Raw genomic sequence first — 17,254 nt, forward strand, 5'->3', positions numbered from 1 at the left:
AAAGATGATTTTGCTTTCCTTTTTTAATTCCATTTTTGTGAATATGTTTAGACCCGCACTCTGGACATTGTATCATTTTTTTATTTTTGATAATTTGACCCCTTTATCTAAAAATCATACCTTAATTCAGCAACGCCAAACCGATTTTGCCTTGGAATCGCTATGACTCTGATTGGGATGAAAATGTTAATCAGAATACCGATACAAAAAATAATCAAAATTCTGAAGAAGAATAAAGAATATCCGTCAAAATGGTGAAGATCTTTGTAAGATAGATTAGTAGTTTTCAATAGCTAATGGTTACTTAATGTCTTTTGTTGGTTTACATATTCATACTGATTATAGTCTTCTCGATGGTGCTTCTCAAATTCCAGCGTTGGTTGAACGTGCTATACAACTGAATATGCCGGCCATCGCCGTTACGGATCATGGTGTGATGTATGGTGCGATACAATTAATTAAAAACTGCATGAATAAGAGCATTAAACCCATCATTGGGAATGAAATGTATGTGATTAATGCGGATATTACAGAACAGCATAAAAAAATTAGAAAATATCATCAAATTGTTTTAGCAAAAGATAAACAAGGTTATCAAAATTTAGTCAAATTAACGACTATATCTCACCTTCAGGGAATGCAGGGGAAAGGGCCATTTGGTCGTCCTTGTATTAATAAAGAGTTATTAGAAAAATATCATGAAGGTTTAATTGTTACAAGTGCCTGTTTAGGAGGAGAAATTCCCCAAGCAATTTTACAGGGAGATTATAAAAGAGCGAAAGAAGTTGCTAAGTGGTATAAAGGAGTTTTTGGGGATGATTTTTACTTAGAAATTCAAGATCATGGTTCACAAGAAGATAGAATAGTCAATACTGAAATTGTCAAAATTAGCAATAAATTAGACATAAAAATAGTTGCTACCAATGATTCTCATTTTATTTCTTGTAATGATGTAGAAGCCCATGATGCACTTTTATGTATTAATACGAAAAAGACTATTGATGAGTTAAAAAGACTGCGTTATTCAGGGACAGAATACCTTAAATCAGAAGCAGAAATGCGGTTATTATTTAGGGATCATCTTGAGGAAGAAACCATCGAAAAAGCGATTATAAATACCTTAGAAATAGCGGATAAAATTAAAGTTTATAATCTATTAGGTGAACCTCGCATTCCCAATTATGAAGTACCTGTAGGACATAATGCCGAAAGTTTTTTAGAAGAAGTTACTTGGGAAGGTTTATTAAAAAGATTAAAATGTTATCAAAGAAATGAAGTTCCCCTAGAATATCGAGAGCGTTTAGAGTATGAATTAAAGATGATGGAAAAGATGGGTTTTTGTACCTATTTTTTAGTAGTGTGGGATTATATAAAATATGCAAGAGATCATAATATTCCAGTAGGACCAGGAAGAGGTTCGGCGGCGGGATCTTTAGTCGCTTATGGGTTAGGAATTACCAATATTGATCCTGTTCATCACGGTTTATTATTTGAAAGATTTTTAAATCCTGAACGTAAATCTATGCCTGATATTGATACGGATTTTTGCATAGATAAAAGAGAAGAAATGATTAAATATGTCACAGATAAATACGGAGAAGATAAGGTTGCACAAATTATTACGTTTAACCGTTTAACTTCAAAATCAGTATTAAAAGATGTGGCTAGGGTACTTGCTATACCTTATGCGGAAGCAGATCATATGGCGAAATTAATTCCTGTCTCTAGGGGAAAACCTGCTAAGTTAAAAGTGATGATTTCTGAGGAAACACCATCTCCAGAATTTAAAGAAAAATACGAAAGTGAGCCTCATGTTAAGCGATGGTTAGAAATGGCTATGAGAATTGAAGGTACAAATAAAACATTCGGAGTTCATGCGGCTGGAGTAGTAATTTCTAGTGAAAAATTAGATGAAATTGTACCTTTACAAAAAAATAATGAAGGTTCAGTTATTACTCAATATTTTATGGAAGATTTAGAGTCTTTAGGTTTATTAAAAATGGACTTTTTAGGCTTAAAAAATCTCACGACAATTCAAAAAACGGCGGACTTAATTGAGCAAAATCAAAACATAATAATTGATGTGGATGAGTTGCCATTAGGGGAAAGAAAAGCCTTAGAAATTATCGCTAAAGGTACAAGTAAGAAGTTACCAAATGATGTAGCACAAACTCATAAACTTTTAGAAAGAGGAGATTTAGAAGGAATTTTTCAGCTAGAGTCTGACGGCATGAAAGAAATTGTTAAAGAGTTAAAACCGTCAGGAATTGAGGATATTTCTTCTATTTTAGCCTTATATCGCCCTGGACCTCTTGATGCTGGTTTAATCCCGATTTTTATTAACCGTAAACACGGTAGAGAAGCAATAAAATATGATCATCCGTTACTTGAGCCTATCTTAAAGGAAACTTACGCAGTACTTGTGTATCAAGAGCAGATTATGAAAATGGCTCAAGATTTAGCAGGTTATTCTTTGGGAGAAGCGGATTTGCTACGTCGTGCCATGGGTAAAAAAAAGGCTTCGGAGATGGAAAAACATCGAGAAATTTTTATAGATGGTTCGATGAAAAACGGTGTTAAAAAAGAAATTGCAGAGAGTTTATTTAAACAAATGGTGCAATTTGCGGAATACTGTTTAAGTGGCGATACAGAAATTTTAACAGTGGAATATGGTGCAATTCCTATTAAGAAAATAGTGGAAAAAAATCTGAATTGTCAAGTTTATAGTGTGGATAAAAATGGTTTTATTTATACTCAATTTATTGCTCAATGGCATGATAGAGGAATGCAGGAAGTGTTTGAATATGAATTAGAAGATGGTAGAATTATTAGAGCAACAAAAGATCATAAAATGATGGTAAAAGACGGTAAAATGTTACCTATAGATCAAATTTTTGAAGAAGATTTAGACTTATTTGAATCTCAATTTTAAAGGTATAAAACTCTATTCATTAATTAGTTAATTTATGTTTTTTTTCTTTTCTATGATTATTAATTTGTGCATCAAAAAAGATTAGATTTCTTTTAAATTTACTTATTACTTGTTACTTATTTTTCCTTGCCATGCTTTGACTAATCTGATTTCGTCATAAGTATAATTATCTCCTAATTTATCTTTAATTACTTTTAAGGGTTGATTGCCTAATTTATTAATAATATTAATGATAGTTTTTTGTTTATCGGGGGTAACAAATTTATCTAAATTTATGGGTTGATTTAGTTTGATTAATTCCACAAAATGACTAATAATAGTACTTACTGTTAAACCTCTTTCTTTAGCAATTTCTGTTATGGTTAAATTTTGTTGATATAGCTGTAAAGTTTTCATTTGAGTCTGATTAGGTAAAGCGACGGGTAAAATTTCTTGATGACAAAACGCTAATATTTCTCTTAAAAATTTATCCCCATATTTTTGCAATTTATATTCTGTTACTCCTGATAATTTACTTAAAATATCTATAGTTTTTGGTTGCATTTGTGCCATAACTTTTAAGGTTGAATCACCAAAAATAACGTAAGGTGCAATATTTTCTTTGTCAGCTAATGTTTTTCTTAATTTTTTTAGTCTATTCAATAATAACTCAATTTCTAAGGCTTTAGGATTAAATTCAGTTAGTCTTTTCTCAATGCTATTATTTTCTACTGCAATTTTTACTTGTCTTTTTAGCCGTAATATTTCCCAACTTTCTGTATTTAATTTTAAAATTCGATAGCTATCATTAGTCTGATTTAATAATCCTTGATAAATAAGAGATTTTCCTAAATATTCCCATTGATTAGAAGTTTTATCTTTACCGATACCGTAAGTTGATAATAAATGATGTCCATATTTATAAATTTTTTCTGCCCTTGAACCTCTTAAAATATCTATTATATGTTTAATACCAAATTTTTCATCAACACGAGCAACACAAGATAAAAACTTTTGAGCTTCAATTGTCCAATTTTCAATTTCTTTAGGATTTAAACAGTTATCACAACCATCACAATTACCTTTAAATTTTTCTCCAAAATAACCTAATTGTATAATTCGACGACAATAATTTGTTTCAGCATATTCAATGACTTTTGTTAACTGTTGATAAGCGATTTTTTGCTCTTGTAAAGTACTTTTTTGTTTAATAAAATAATCAATTTTATACTTATCATTAGGATTATATAATAAAATACATTTAGCAGGTTCACTATCTCTTCCAGCCCTTCCTGACTCTTGATAGTAACTTTCAACGTTACGAGGTAAATCATGATGAATCACAAAACGCACGTCTGGTTTATTAATTCCCATGCCAAAAGCCACCGTTGCCACCATGATTCTGACATCATCTCGAATGAAACTATTTTGATATTGCGATCGCATTTCATCACTTAAACCACCATGATAGGGTAAAGCAGAAATACCATCTTCTCGGAGACGAGAGGCTAAATCTTCAGTTGTTTTACGAGCAAAACAATAAATAATACCTGAACCATCTAAACACCGAAGAAGGTTAAAAACTTGTTGATAAGTGCGTTTTTGACGTGGTTGCACCTCATAATAAAGATTGCTACGATTAAAGCTAAAACGGTGAATAGCAGGATTTATTAAGTTAAGCTGACATATAATGTCTTTCTGCACTCTCGTGGTTGCTGTGGCGGTTAAAGCCATGAGGGGAATATCAGGAAAACGAAAACGTAATTGTCGTAATTGACGATATTCTTGACGAAAATCATGCCCCCATTCTGAAATGCAATGAGCTTCATCCATAGCAAAAAAAGAAATAGTGATAGTAGAGGCAATGGTATTTAAAAAATCTTGGAATCTTTCACTAACTAACCTTTCTGGGGCAAGATAAAGTAATTTGATTTTTCCTGATAAAATATCTTGCTCTCGGCGACGCACTTCCTGAAAATCGAGAGTACTATTAAGAAAAGTAGCCCCAATACCATTATCCTGTAAAGCAGTAACTTGATCTTGCATTAAAGAGATAAGAGGAGAAACAACGATGGCAACACCTTTTTTAAGTAAGGCTGGGAGTTGAAAACATAAGGATTTACCGCCTCCTGTGGGCATTATTATCAATAAATCTCTATTTTCTAATGCTTGAGTAATGATTTCTTCTTGTCCATCTCGAAAACTATCATAACCGAAGTATTGCTTTAATGATTGTTGTAAAGAAGCCATTAGCAATGAATAATGAACAATTAATAATTCAATAATATACTGAAATAAGGTAATTAATTATAAACTTGCAGAAAAACTTTTATTGCGTTATGATTAATAAGGTTAATAACGGGATGTAGCGCAGCTTGGTAGCGCGCCTGCTTTGGGAGCAGGATGTCGCAGGTTCAAATCCTGTCATCCCGATTTAAAATGAATACTCTAAGATGTTTTACTTAATTGAAGGATGTCTAAGTTTTAATTGCGAAAAGATGTTAATATTTTGTAACAAACAGTTATGATTTAATTTTCTTTTTACACAAAAATATGTATTATTTACCTGAACCTCCTATCGCACTTTTATTTTTTGGTTTTTTTATCGGTGTTACCTGCGGTTTAGCTTTTGAAGCGGCATTGAAACAACAAGTTAATAAATGGGGCAAACAAGGGAGAAAAGGCATAAAAGTTAATATGGCAGAAATTTCTATCTTAAAATTACCCTTTTTGGGTATTTGTGTCGGTATTTGTGTTTTTCTGGCGGCGGGATTAGAAATTTTTACCTATAATCGTGTTTTGTCCTATACTATTTCTGGTAGTTTAACTATTTTGATTGCTGCGTTAATTTGGACACAGTTGAAAAAATTAATTGTATTATTATTAGAAGGTGGTTCTCAAGCTCTTGATTTAGATGCTTTTTATTAATTAAAATAGCGAAAAAATACCCTTATATTTATTTAATTTTTTTAATTTTTTACTATATATAAAGGATAAAAACATTTAACTATTTTTGTCAAATTATCAGTAAATTAGTTACATATAATAATTTAAAAACATTGAGGATAAGTATAATATTTATTTAATACTTATCCTTCCTTTTTAAGTAGTTAAACTTCCATCATTGCTCTGGAAATTAGACTTCTAGCAATGGATTGTGTGCCTGTATGTTCAAAATAATTAGTTGACATATCAAGGAATGCAGCAACATAATCGAGTTTATCTTCAGAAAATTCGACAAAGTTACTAAGGTTTTTCATAACTTCATTTTGGGTTAAATTATGACTACTAACAAAGCCTATCATCCAACTTTTTACAGCTTCAAAACTATTACTAATAAACTGTAATTTTCCTTCAGAATTGTTGCCCGGAATCAGTTTACTAACACTAGAAAATCCAGCATTATTATTTAATTCTTGGGTAGAAAGGTTGTTTAAAGTTGATTCAACTTTCATAATAAAATCTGCACCAAAAGGCACTAAACCATCGATACAAATTAACGCCGTCATGCGCATTAATGCGTCTGATTGATATTCTCTTAATGCAGCCACAAAATCCCCGATACTATCTCCGGGTAAGCCGTTTATTTGACAAAACGCCACTAATTCTACTACTAATTTTATGGCTAAATCTATGGCTTGAGCTTTTTCGTTGTTAGGAGTTAAACGATTGAGAAAGTTAAGAAAGCCTATTTTTGAGCCTACTTTATTGGCTAACGCTGCTGCACCTAAAGCATAATCACTTTTGTCAACATTTTGATACAACCATAAAGCATTTTGATAGCCTTGAGTTTTATCATTAAACAACCATACCGCGCGATCGCCAATTTTTTGGATCATTTCTTCATCGCTTTCCCCTGTTACTTCCCGAATCATTTGTTCAAAATTTGTGGTATTTTGCCATTTCCCCGGTATTGCGAAATCGAGGGAATTTAATACCATGGTGGTAACATTATTTTTTGGCAAGTTATCGACTAATTCAAAAATTGATTTACTCATTTTTTTAGTGGTTTATAGATATTTAATAAAAGAAATATTCTAACCTTATTTTTATTAATAATTAGGTTTATTTTTAATCTTATTTTACTTTAGAAAGACTATTAAGATCAAATTTACTTAACCATTCTTTTCTTTCTTCAATGCCAAAATCATTATTACTAGATCTTATACTAACTTGATAGCGATCGCCCACTAAAACAGCCGTACTATTAGAACCTTTTTGTACGGCAGGAAAACCATTAATTTTATCTGTAGAATTTTTAAAATCGTCTTTAGCACTGGGGTTACTGATAGTATCAAAAATAGCTAATGTCGCTAAATCTTCTCCATTTTTCTTTAATTTTGCCTGAACAAAACCACCTTTTTCTTGAGTGAAAATTCTTTCATATTCGCCACTATTACTAGGAAAAAATTGATTAAAAGTTGCCCCTTTTACTGCGTTTTTATCAACGGCAGTATTTTTATTTCCTGCTGAAATACTTTCTTGTTGAGCCCCTTCAAAACGAGAAGGTGGTTGAGGAGTACAGGAGGATAAAAGTAATAGAGAGAATAAACAAAAGGAGATAATAAAACTAGAGATTTTTTTATTTTTCATCTTTAATTAAAGATAGAGATTACAAGGTTATTTTAGCTTATTTTTTTTCATTTTCTTGTTAAGATAAGTAACTAAATTAAATTAATATTTCCATGGCGAAAAATAGACTACTCAGAAAATCTTTTTGGTGGCAATGGCGAGGGGTATGGATTACAACTCCTTTAATTTCTCTAATTATTATCATTACTCGTTATTTCGGTTTATTTCAACCCTTAGAATTATTTGCTTTTGATTTATTAGTTAAAATGCGATCGCCACAAATAAGAGATAATAGAGTAGTGATTGTGGGTATAGGAGAGGAAGATGTCGAAAAAATCGGTACAGCACTAATATCTGACGGAATTTACGCAAAATTGCTCGAAAAACTGCTAAAATTTCAACCCGTCGCCATCGGATTAGACGTTTATCGAGATGTACCTATTCCTCTCGGTACTGATGAACTAACAAAAATTTTTGAAAATAATAAAAATATTATTGGCATTGAGAAGATGATAGGGGATAACAGACAATATCGAGTCAAGGCTTCACCCATCCTCAAAGCAAAAAAACAAATAGGTTTCAATGATGTTATTTTAGATCAAGATAATAAAATTCGCCGCGCTTTGTTAGCTTTATATCGAGGAAAAAATATTCAGGTGAGTTTGGGAATGTATTTAGCTTCACTTTATTTAGAGAAAAAAAATATTAATCTTGAAATAACGGAAAAAGATAAGTATTGGAAATTTAGAAATACAGTTTTTATTCCTTTTAAAAGTAACGATGGTGGTTATAGTAATGCTGATAGTGGTGGTTATCAAATTTTACTTAATTATCGAGGCAATGTTAACCATTTTGAAACCGTTAGTTTATTCGATGTTTTAGACAATAAATTACCTGAAAATTGGGGTAAAGATAAAATTATTTTAATTGGTTTTGTAGGAGAAAGTTTCCAAGATATTCACTTAACTCCTTATACAAATTCCCCCGATAAAAGAATGGCGGGAGTGGAAATTCATGCTAATATTGTTAGTCAAATTATTAGTAGTGCCATTGATGATCGATCTTTGATCAAAACATGGTCAAAAACCTATGAGAATGTCTGGATTATAACTTGGACATTTATAGGAGCAATTATAACATGGATATTTAGAAGAAAAAAGCATTTTTTACAAGAAATTATTGTCTTTATTTCCAGTCAAATTATTTTAGTTATTATTGTTTATATCGCTTTTTTAATGAGTTGGTGGATACCTTTAATTCCTCCTTTTATGGGTTTAATTAGTGCAGCAGGAAGTATTACCATATATAATGCTCGTAATGCTGGTAAAATCAGACAAACTTTTGGGCGTTATTTAAGTGCGGAAATCGTGAATACTTTACTAGAAACTCCCGAAGGAGTGAAATTAGGCGGAGAAAGACGACAGATTACTATTCTTACCTCTGATTTACGAGGTTTTACTGCGGTTAGCGAATCTTTACCTCCAGAAGAAGTGGTGAAAATCCTTAACTATTATTTGGGATTTATGGCGAATATTATCACCGAATATCAAGGCACAATTGACGAATTTATGGGAGATGGAATTTTAGTGTTATTTGGTGCACCCGTTAACCGTAAAGACGATGCAGATAGGGCGATAGCTTGTAGTTTAGCCATGCAGTTAGCCATGGAAGAAATTAATCAACAGATGAAATTATGGGGATATTCACCCTTAAAAATGGGCATTGGCATTAACACAGGAGAAGTAGTTGTGGGGAATATTGGCTCGGAAAAAAGGGCTAAATATGGTATTGTTGGTAGTGAAGTTAATCTGACTTATCGTATCGAATCTTATACAAAAGGTAGAGAGATTTTAATATCAGAAAAAACCTTAAATATTCTCAAATCAGAGGTTAATATTGCTGAGGAAAAAAGAGTTTCCCCTAAAGGAGTAAAAGAGGCTATTAATATTTATAAAATAGTGGGAATAGAAGGAAAATTTAAGTTATATTTACCTGAAAAAGAAGAAGAAATAATTAGTTTAAAAAATCATTTTCAGATTAGATATTCTCTTTTAAGTGAAAAAGATGTTACTCAAGTTTATTCCGAAGGAATTATTAAGAAAATTATAATTAAAGATATTGAAAAAGGAGCGGAAATCACCTTAAATATTGATAACTATTTATTCCCAAATCCTTTGGATAATTTAAAACTAAATTTAATAGATTTTCCTGCTTCAGAAGATATATATGGTAAAGTAGTTACTGTTGATTCTAGTAATAATTCTTTTCAAATTTATTTTACTTATTTATCTCTTTCCACAGAAAAAATTATCTTTTCTATCAACTCTTAATCAACAAAATTTTCTTCTACTATTTTAACTAGATAATCTGTCCAATAATTGACTAAATTCTCGTTTTGTGCTTCTACCATTACCCGCATTAAAGGTTCTGTACCCGATGGCCTTACTAACACTCTACCTTCATTTCCCATGGCTTCTTCAGCTTTGGTAATAGCATTTTGTAAGGGAGTACAATCTTGCCAATTAAGACGTTTTTCTCGATTTTCTACTCTGATATTCTTTAATACTTGAGGATACTGAATAAAGCTATCATTTACTAATGAAACTAAACAATCTCCTTGCTGTCTAATAAGAGAAGTTAATTGTAATGCAGTTTGAATACCATCTCCAGAAAAATGATGATGATGACAAAGAATATGCCCTGATTGTTCACCTCCTAGCATAGCACCCGTTTCCCACATAGCGGTTTGAACATATTGATCACCTACAGCAGTACGCAAAAATTTACCGCCTAATTTTTTCCATGCTAATTCAAAACCTAAATTTGCCATAACGGTACTTACTAATAGATTATCAGGTAATAAGTCTCGTTCTTTTAAATATTTACCCCATAGATAAAGAATATAGTCACCGCAAATAATACGCCCTTGGGCATCTACTGCCATAACTCTGTCTGCGTCACCATCGAAAGCAAATCCTAAATCTCCTTGATATTTTTGTACTGCTTCTTGTAATTTGTTTAGATGAGTTGAACCACAATTAACATTTATGCGATCGCCATCACCCCTAGGATGTAAAGCAATAACTTCTGCCCCTAAAGCCTGAAAGATAGATGGTGCAAGTTCTACAGACGCTCCCCAAGCTAAATCTAAAACAATACGCATCCCACTGAAATCTAAATTTGGAGGAAGAGAAGTTTTGAGAAAATGGGCATAATTTTGTACTAAATGATGGTGTTGAAGAATTTTTCCACACTTACCATCTTGATAATTAATATCACCATCAATATTTTTTCGTAGAGTATTTTCGATGGCGCTAGTTAACAATTTATCTAGTTTAGTACCTTCTGAACCAAAAAACTTAATACCGTTATCTTCTGGAGGATTATGACTAGCAGAAATCATGATGCCGCCAATGGCTTCTGTGGTTTTGGTTAAGTAAGCAACACAGGGAGTAGGACATAAACCAATATTCCATACTTCTAACCCTAAAGAAGTCAACCCCGATGTAATAGCCATTGATAACATATCGCTAGAATTACGGGAATCTTGTCCTATAATAACAACACCTTGAGCGGTTTTAAACTCCTGCCAAACACTACCTGCGGCTAACCCTACCTGTAGCGCTAAATTTGGGGTTAATAATTCTCCTACCTTTCCACGAATACCATCTGTACCGAATAGTTTTTCTGGTAAGCGATCGCTTGGTTTTGGGGTATTATAATCTAAGGAGTTTTTAGTCAAAGAAAGTACCATATTTAATTCCTCACACAAAAGTATTTTGTATCAATTAAGGAAAATGCCCTTAACATTCCCAATAATTTTACATTTAAGTGGGATTATAACTTAAAAACATAAAATAAATCTAAGGGAATAATCTAAAGGAATTAGAAATTATGAATTACTCCTGTCTTCTATCCTTGAAGAATTAGGAATTAGGAATTAGGAATTAGAAATTAATTACTCATTACTCATTACTCATTACTACTAGGGTACAAATACATTCAAAGCGTGAGGAATAACTTTGAATTTGGCTGGGGTAATAGTAGTTATTTCGCCATCGGTATTAATATTGTAAGATTTGTGGGTATAAATTTCGATCTCTTTTCCTTCAATACTTCTAACCCAGTCTAATTGATGATGATGCCCTTTTGGTAAACCCCAAATTAAGGGAAAAATCTGCCACCAGTGTTTTAATTCTATACTATATAAATCTAGTCTCTGATCATCAATAGCTGCATCTTCGGCGATCGCCATACCGCCTCCATAATACAGGCCGTTACCGATAGCAATTTGAATAGTTTTGACATTAAAAACTTCACCATCGACTTTAATAGTAGCCCGAAAACGCCTTGTAGAGCTAATAACTTGTAACGCAGTGATACCATAGGCTAAAATTCCCCAACGACGTTTCATACCACGGGATAATTTTTCGGTAATATCAACACTTAATCCCATACTAGCGACGTTAAAAAAGTATTTACCATTAACTCTTCCTAAATCAATAGACTTGAGTTTTCCTTTACCAATCACATCACAAGCCTCTTTCATAGTTAAAGGAATATTTAAAGTACGAGCGAGATCATTTGCAGTACCTAATGGTAAAATACCTAAAGGTAAATTTGTGGCTACTAAACTATCAACAATAGCATTAAGAGTACCATCACCACCGCCAACAATGACAAAATCGATTTGATGTTGATACTCTCTAACCACTATCCCTAATTCATCGGGATGTTTGACAGGCTTAATAATTAACTCTAAATCATGACTATAAAAATATTCTACCGCTAAAGGTAAGGATTTTTCTCCTTTGCGAGAATGACGATTGATTAATAATAAAGCTCTTTTACCCATAAAAATGAATCAAGAATGAAGAATTTAAAGAAAAAAATTTAGCAATTATTAAAAGTTGACAGCAATTAAACCTAAATCTATATAATGTTTTATAATAATTTTCGTATCTTCTACCGTGGCACTAAAAGAGTAAAAATGTTTAAGACTATTATCAGGTATTTTTCCTTCTAATTCTAGTTTAAAAAACTCTACTCTTTTATTCGATAAAGTTTTATTCTTACATATTTTAACAATAACTTTTTGCTCTTTTTTTGAATAATAAAGTACTTCTCCTCGAATAGAAAAATAATTTTTAGGTAAAATATCATCAATATTTTTAGGAAAATAAATACCAGTAATTTGAAAATGTAATTTATTGGTTTCAGGTATTCGATGAGGATAAACTACCCAATTTTGTACTTGATTTAAGTCAATATGATTTTTGACTGCGCTAATAGTTTTACCTAATAAAACAGAATCAAAAATTTGATTATCAGAGATGATAATAACTCCTTTTGTGAGGGTATTTTCTAATGGTTGATATTTACCTTCAACAATACCAATAGCACGATATTGCATTGGATGAGGAAGAATTCCCATAATGGGATGATCCAAGGGATAATTAGAATTAGGAGGAATATTTTGAGGATAAATAGGACGTTTAATTAAATTCACTGTGATAATCTTTCGAGGAAAAGTTTATATTGGTATATATGATACAAATTCTCAATCTTGGCGATTTAATTCATCGCTTTTTTTAAGGATATAGCAACAACAATTAACATAAGCAAAAAAATTAGGGGAAAATCATAGGGGAAATGAATACAGCAGAATTACTAATTAAATGTTTGGAAAATGAGGGAGTGGAATATATTTTTGGCTTACCCGGGGAGGAAAATTTACACATTTTAGAGGCTTTAAAAAACTCTTCTATTCAGTTTATCACTACTCGTCATGAACAGGGTGCGGCTTTTATGGCTGATGTTTATGGGCGTTTGACAGGAAAAGCAGGAGTTTGTCTTTCTACCCTAGGACCAGGTGCTACAAATTTAATGACGGGAGTTGCCGATGCTAATTTAGATGGTGCACCTCTTGTGGCTATAACAGGACAAGTTGGCACGGATAGAATGCACATTGAATCCCATCAATATCTCGATTTAGTCGCTATGTTTGCCCCCGTCACCAAGTGGAATAAACAAATTGTCCGCCCTGGCATTACCCCTGAAGTTGTGCGTAAGGCTTTTAAAGTGGCAGAAAAAGAGAAACCGGGGGCAGTACATATTGACTTACCAGAAAATATTGCAGCGATGCCTGTAGAAGGTAAACCTTTGCGTATTGATAATCGAGAGAAAATCTATGCTTCTTATCGTAGTGTAAATGCTGCATCTTTAGCCATCGCCAAAGCAAAAAACCCTTTAATATTAGCAGGAAATGGTACAATTCGAGCTCATGCCGCCGATATTCTTACAGATTTTGCTACCCGTTTAAATATTCCTGTGGCGAATACTTTTATGGGTAAAGGCGCTATTCCTTACATTCATCCTCTCTCATTATGGACTGTAGGGCTACAACAAAGAGATTTTATTACTTGTGCTTTTGAGGAAACTGATTTAATTATTGCTGTGGGTTATGATTTAATTGAGTATTCCCCTAAACGTTGGAATCCTGACGGCACAACTCCTATTATTCATATTGGCGCTAATTCTGCGGAAATTGATAGTAGTTATATTCCTACGGTGGAGGTAATTGGTGATATTGCTGATTCTTTAGACGAAATTCTCAAAAGATGCGATCGCACGGGTAAAGCAACACCTTTTGCCGTTTCCTTACGCAATGAAATTCGAGAAGATTACGAACAATATGCTCATGATGAAGGCTTCCCCGTCAAACCGCAAAAAATTGTTTATGATTTAAGGCAGGTAATGGGTAGTGAGGATATAGTAATTTCCGATGTTGGAGCTCATAAAATGTGGATGGCGAGACATTATCACTGTGAATCTCCTAATACTTGTATCATTTCCAATGGTTTTGCCGCTATGGGTATTGCAATTCCGGGAGCGTTGGCTGCTAAATTAGTTAATCCTAATAAAAAAGTAGTAGCGGTAACTGGAGATGGAGGTTTCATGATGAATTGTCAAGAATTAGAAACCGCCTTGAGAGTAAAAACCCCTTTTGTAACACTTATTTTTAATGATAACGGTTACGGTTTAATTGGATGGAAGCAAATGAATCAATTTGGCTCTACAAGCTATGTGGACTTTACTAACCCTGATTTTGTCAAATTTGCAGAAAGTATGGGTTTAAAAGGCTATAGAGTTACTTCTGCTGATGATTTAATTCCCACCCTTAAAGAAGCACTAGAACAAGATGTTCCCACCGTAATCGATTGCCCCGTGGATTATCGAGAAAATATCCGTTTCTCCCGTAAATCAGGAGATTTAAGTTGCCCGATTTGGGAATAGAAAAAATAAAAAAAAGTCCCCAATTTTGGGGATTTAGAGGCAAAATAAAGTAGTTTTGGGGATATAAAAGCAAAGTTTTTTGGCTCTGTTACTTCTGTTCGTGATAAATTTTTCCTTGAAAAAGGTGTCAGGTGTCAGGTATCAGGTATCAGGTATCAGGTATCAGGTATCAGGTGTCAGGTTTAATACAAACTGTCAATCTATAACAAATTTAATTGTTAATTCTTATAATCCTTATAGTGCCAACTTTATAACGTTTATTTTATCTGAAATTTATCATAACTACTGTAGAAGAGTCAGTTTTTTTAAAATTTTATGAGGCAAAAAATCCGTCAATTAATACCAATTCTTTTTATCTTAATTTTATTCTCGGTTTCCATTATCGCCATCACCTCCGAGTTGAAAAAATATAGTATAGAGTCAGTATGGTTGTATCTCAACAATATTCCTCGTTGGCATAAAATAACTGCATTACTGATAACAATATTAGGATACGGATTAATGACGGGTTATGATTTACTCGGATTTATTCATATTCGACAAAAATTAGCATCCTTTAAAATTGCTTTTACTGCCTTTATTAGTTATGCGGTAGGAAATACTGTTGGTTTTACTGCTTTTTCAGGTACTGCTATTCGCTATCATTATTATGGTTTATGGGGTATCTCGAAAATAAAAATTGCAGAATTAATCGTTTTTACTCATGTAACTTTTTGGTTAGGATTATTCAGCGTTAGTGGTATTGTTTGTTTATTAGATCCTTTAACTTTACCAGCAGTTATCAAACTTCCCTTTAAATCTATTCATCCTTTAGGATTTATTTTTTTAGGATTCGTCATTCTCTATTTCATTGCTAGTGTCACCATTAAACATTCTTTAAAATTTGGTGATGATGAAATAACTTTTCCTAAACCTATCATCTCCCTAGGAAGTATTCTTGTTACAGCTTTTGATTGGGGATTAGCCGCTAGTGTACTTTATTTGTTGTTACCAATTCATACCCATTTATCTTTTATTGGTTTTTTCGGTGTTTATATTGTTGCCTTAACCGCAGGATTTATTAGTAATGTGCCGGGTGGATTAGGAGTTTTTGAAACCGTTATGTTATACTTACGTCCTGATGCTATTGCCGCCCCCGAAATGTTAGGAGGATTAATTGCTTATCGTCTGGTTTATTTTTTTGTGCCTTTAATTGTGGCTTTAATTTTAGTTGTGATACAAACGTGGAAAAGTAAACATTAGACTTCTTGCAGAAGTGGAGTAATGAGTAATAAGTAATAAGTAATAAGTAATAAGTAATAAGTAATAAGTAATAAGTAATGAGTAATGAGTAATGAGTTAAGAAATTAACGTTTTCCATCCTAAAATAGATTTTACTTTTATTTTGCAAGAGGTCTATTAAAAGATGTGATTAATTAATAGAAATATTTGACTCTAAAAATCAAATCTATAATATAATTCTGTCTAAAAGTTTATTACTAAAAAATAATTAAAACAGTGAAAAAAAATCATTTAATTAACTTATGTATATCTAGTTTTATTTCTAGTAATATTATCGGTTTACCCATCATTGCTAAAGCACAATCTTTCAATAACTCTCAACCCATTATCACCGCACAAAATGTTAATCAATTAACAGAAGAAAATTTAACCGCTATAATGACAACCATTGAAAAGGCGGAAAAAGAAAAAAATCTCCAACCCATTCTCGATTATTTATCACCTTATGTTATCTCAACGGTAACGGTAGAATCAGATAATAGGACGATAATAACTTCTTTACAGGGGAAAAAAAGTCATGAAAATTTCTTAAAAAATAGTTTTGCTACCTTAAAAAACGAAACTGATATTAACTCCTATAGTAATATAAAAATAACTGAAGATGGTCAAATGGCATCGGTGACTAGAGTTCAAGGTACTGATATAGTTACCGAAGATGGTAAAAAATATCTTAGTGTAAGTACCGATAAAATTCATTTTGCCTTAATCGACAATGAGCCTAAAATTATTAATGTCGAAGTAAAAGGCTGGTTACAAGAGCGTCCATAATTATTAACTATAACAAAATTTTTAGTCCTAACCTAAATTCATGAAATCAATCAAACTAACTTTAATCCTTGCCAGTACTATTTTTATGAGTAATTTTAGTACTTTTGTTAAACCCGCTCAAGCTAATTTCGGTAACTTCATGTTAGGAGTCGGTGCAGGAGTCGGCACAAGTGCGATTATTCGTAATAATCAAAGGGCAGCAGAAGAAAGATACCGCCCTGTAAGCCCTGATGCAGAGTTTTTTAGAGGTCGTCAAGATGGTATTAATGGTTTAAGATACGATAATCCTCGTAACTCTATTGATTATGATCGTGGTTTTCAAGAAGGCTTAAGACTCAGACAAGGAGGAAGATAAAAATTAAACTTCTCCAATTCTTCTTGCTTTATTTCTGATTTATTTTAAATAAAATGCAAGATCTGAGTATG

13 protein-coding genes and 1 tRNA gene are annotated in these 17,254 nt (G+C 32.4%); 8 read left to right on the forward strand and 6 right to left on the reverse strand.

Annotation, left to right across the window (positions count from 1 at the left end; translation table 11 throughout):
• Window positions 1-307: 307 nt before the first annotated feature.
• On the forward strand, window positions 308-2,932 hold the full coding sequence (locus ACEW8E_RS01265; RefSeq protein WP_373478527.1) for a DNA polymerase III subunit alpha: 2,625 nt from the start codon (window positions 308-310) through the stop codon (window positions 2,930-2,932).
• A 105-nt stretch (window positions 2,933-3,037) separates the two neighbouring features.
• Here ACEW8E_RS01265 and recQ read toward each other — a convergent pair whose 3' ends face one another.
• A complete protein-coding gene (gene recQ / locus ACEW8E_RS01270; RefSeq protein WP_373478528.1) occupies window positions 3,038-5,161 on the reverse strand; it encodes a DNA helicase RecQ in 2,124 nt (707 codons plus the stop codon).
• Between the two features lie 109 nt (window positions 5,162-5,270).
• Here recQ and ACEW8E_RS01275 point away from each other — a divergent pair.
• Both ACEW8E_RS01275 and ACEW8E_RS01280 read left to right on the forward strand, forming a co-directional pair.
• Window positions 5,271-5,344, forward strand: a tRNA-Pro gene (locus tag ACEW8E_RS01275).
• A gap of 120 nt (window positions 5,345-5,464) precedes the next feature.
• Entirely contained in the window at window positions 5,465-5,839 is a 375-nt protein-coding gene (locus ACEW8E_RS01280) for a hypothetical protein (RefSeq protein ID WP_373478529.1), read from the forward strand.
• Window positions 5,840-6,021: 182 nt separating this feature from the next.
• Here ACEW8E_RS01280 and ACEW8E_RS01285 read toward each other — a convergent pair whose 3' ends face one another.
• Together ACEW8E_RS01285 and ACEW8E_RS01290 are read right to left on the reverse strand one after the other, a co-directional pair.
• Window positions 6,022-6,909, reverse strand: coding sequence for a hypothetical protein (locus tag ACEW8E_RS01285; protein ID WP_373478530.1), 888 nt, complete (start codon window positions 6,907-6,909; stop codon window positions 6,022-6,024).
• Between the two features lie 79 nt (window positions 6,910-6,988).
• Window positions 6,989-7,504: a hypothetical protein gene (locus ACEW8E_RS01290; RefSeq protein ID WP_373478531.1), complete on the reverse strand. Its 516-nt coding sequence runs from the start codon at window positions 7,502-7,504 to the stop codon at window positions 6,989-6,991.
• A gap of 92 nt (window positions 7,505-7,596) precedes the next feature.
• On the opposite strand from ACEW8E_RS01290, the gene ACEW8E_RS01295 reads away from it, so the two are divergent.
• Window positions 7,597-9,813, forward strand: coding sequence for a CHASE2 domain-containing protein (locus ACEW8E_RS01295; RefSeq protein WP_373478532.1), 2,217 nt, complete (start codon window positions 7,597-7,599; stop codon window positions 9,811-9,813).
• On the opposite strand, the gene glmM is transcribed toward ACEW8E_RS01295, so the two are convergent.
• The 3 genes from glmM to ACEW8E_RS01310 all read right to left on the reverse strand — a co-directional run bounded on the left by glmM (window position 9,810) and on the right by ACEW8E_RS01310 (window position 12,992).
• Window positions 9,810-11,237, reverse strand: coding sequence for a phosphoglucosamine mutase (gene glmM / locus ACEW8E_RS01300; RefSeq protein ID WP_373478533.1), 1,428 nt, complete (start codon window positions 11,235-11,237; stop codon window positions 9,810-9,812). The two genes, ACEW8E_RS01295 and glmM, sit on opposite strands and share 4 nt — an antisense overlap.
• 231 nt (window positions 11,238-11,468) lie before the next feature.
• Window positions 11,469-12,338 (reverse strand): lipid kinase, encoded by an 870-nt coding sequence (locus tag ACEW8E_RS01305; protein ID WP_373478534.1) that lies wholly within the window; start codon window positions 12,336-12,338, stop codon window positions 11,469-11,471.
• 48 nt (window positions 12,339-12,386) lie between these two features.
• Window positions 12,387-12,992: a 2-dehydropantoate 2-reductase gene (locus ACEW8E_RS01310; RefSeq protein ID WP_373478535.1), complete on the reverse strand. Its 606-nt coding sequence runs from the start codon at window positions 12,990-12,992 to the stop codon at window positions 12,387-12,389.
• A gap of 134 nt (window positions 12,993-13,126) precedes the next feature.
• Between ACEW8E_RS01310 and ACEW8E_RS01315 the strand changes: the two genes are divergently transcribed.
• The 4 genes from ACEW8E_RS01315 (at window position 13,127) to ACEW8E_RS01330 (ending at window position 17,183) form a co-directional block, all read left to right on the forward strand.
• Window positions 13,127-14,779 carry an acetolactate synthase large subunit gene (locus tag ACEW8E_RS01315; RefSeq protein ID WP_373478575.1) on the forward strand — a complete coding sequence of 551 codons (1,653 nt, stop codon included), beginning with the start codon at window positions 13,127-13,129 and terminating at the stop codon, window positions 14,777-14,779.
• 315 nt (window positions 14,780-15,094) lie between these two features.
• A complete protein-coding gene (locus ACEW8E_RS01320) occupies window positions 15,095-16,021 on the forward strand; it encodes a hypothetical protein (protein WP_373478536.1) in 927 nt (308 codons plus the stop codon).
• A 255-nt stretch (window positions 16,022-16,276) separates the two neighbouring features.
• Window positions 16,277-16,828, forward strand: coding sequence for a hypothetical protein (locus ACEW8E_RS01325; RefSeq protein WP_373478537.1), 552 nt, complete (start codon window positions 16,277-16,279; stop codon window positions 16,826-16,828).
• Window positions 16,829-16,868: 40 nt separating this feature from the next.
• On the forward strand, window positions 16,869-17,183 hold the full coding sequence (locus tag ACEW8E_RS01330) for a hypothetical protein (RefSeq protein ID WP_373478538.1): 315 nt from the start codon (window positions 16,869-16,871) through the stop codon (window positions 17,181-17,183).
• The last annotated feature ends 71 nt before the right edge of the window (window positions 17,184-17,254 follow it).

Origin of the sequence: Geminocystis sp. (assembly GCF_041753295.1) — a bacterium.
Classification (GTDB): domain Bacteria; phylum Cyanobacteriota; class Cyanobacteriia; order Cyanobacteriales; family Cyanobacteriaceae; genus Geminocystis.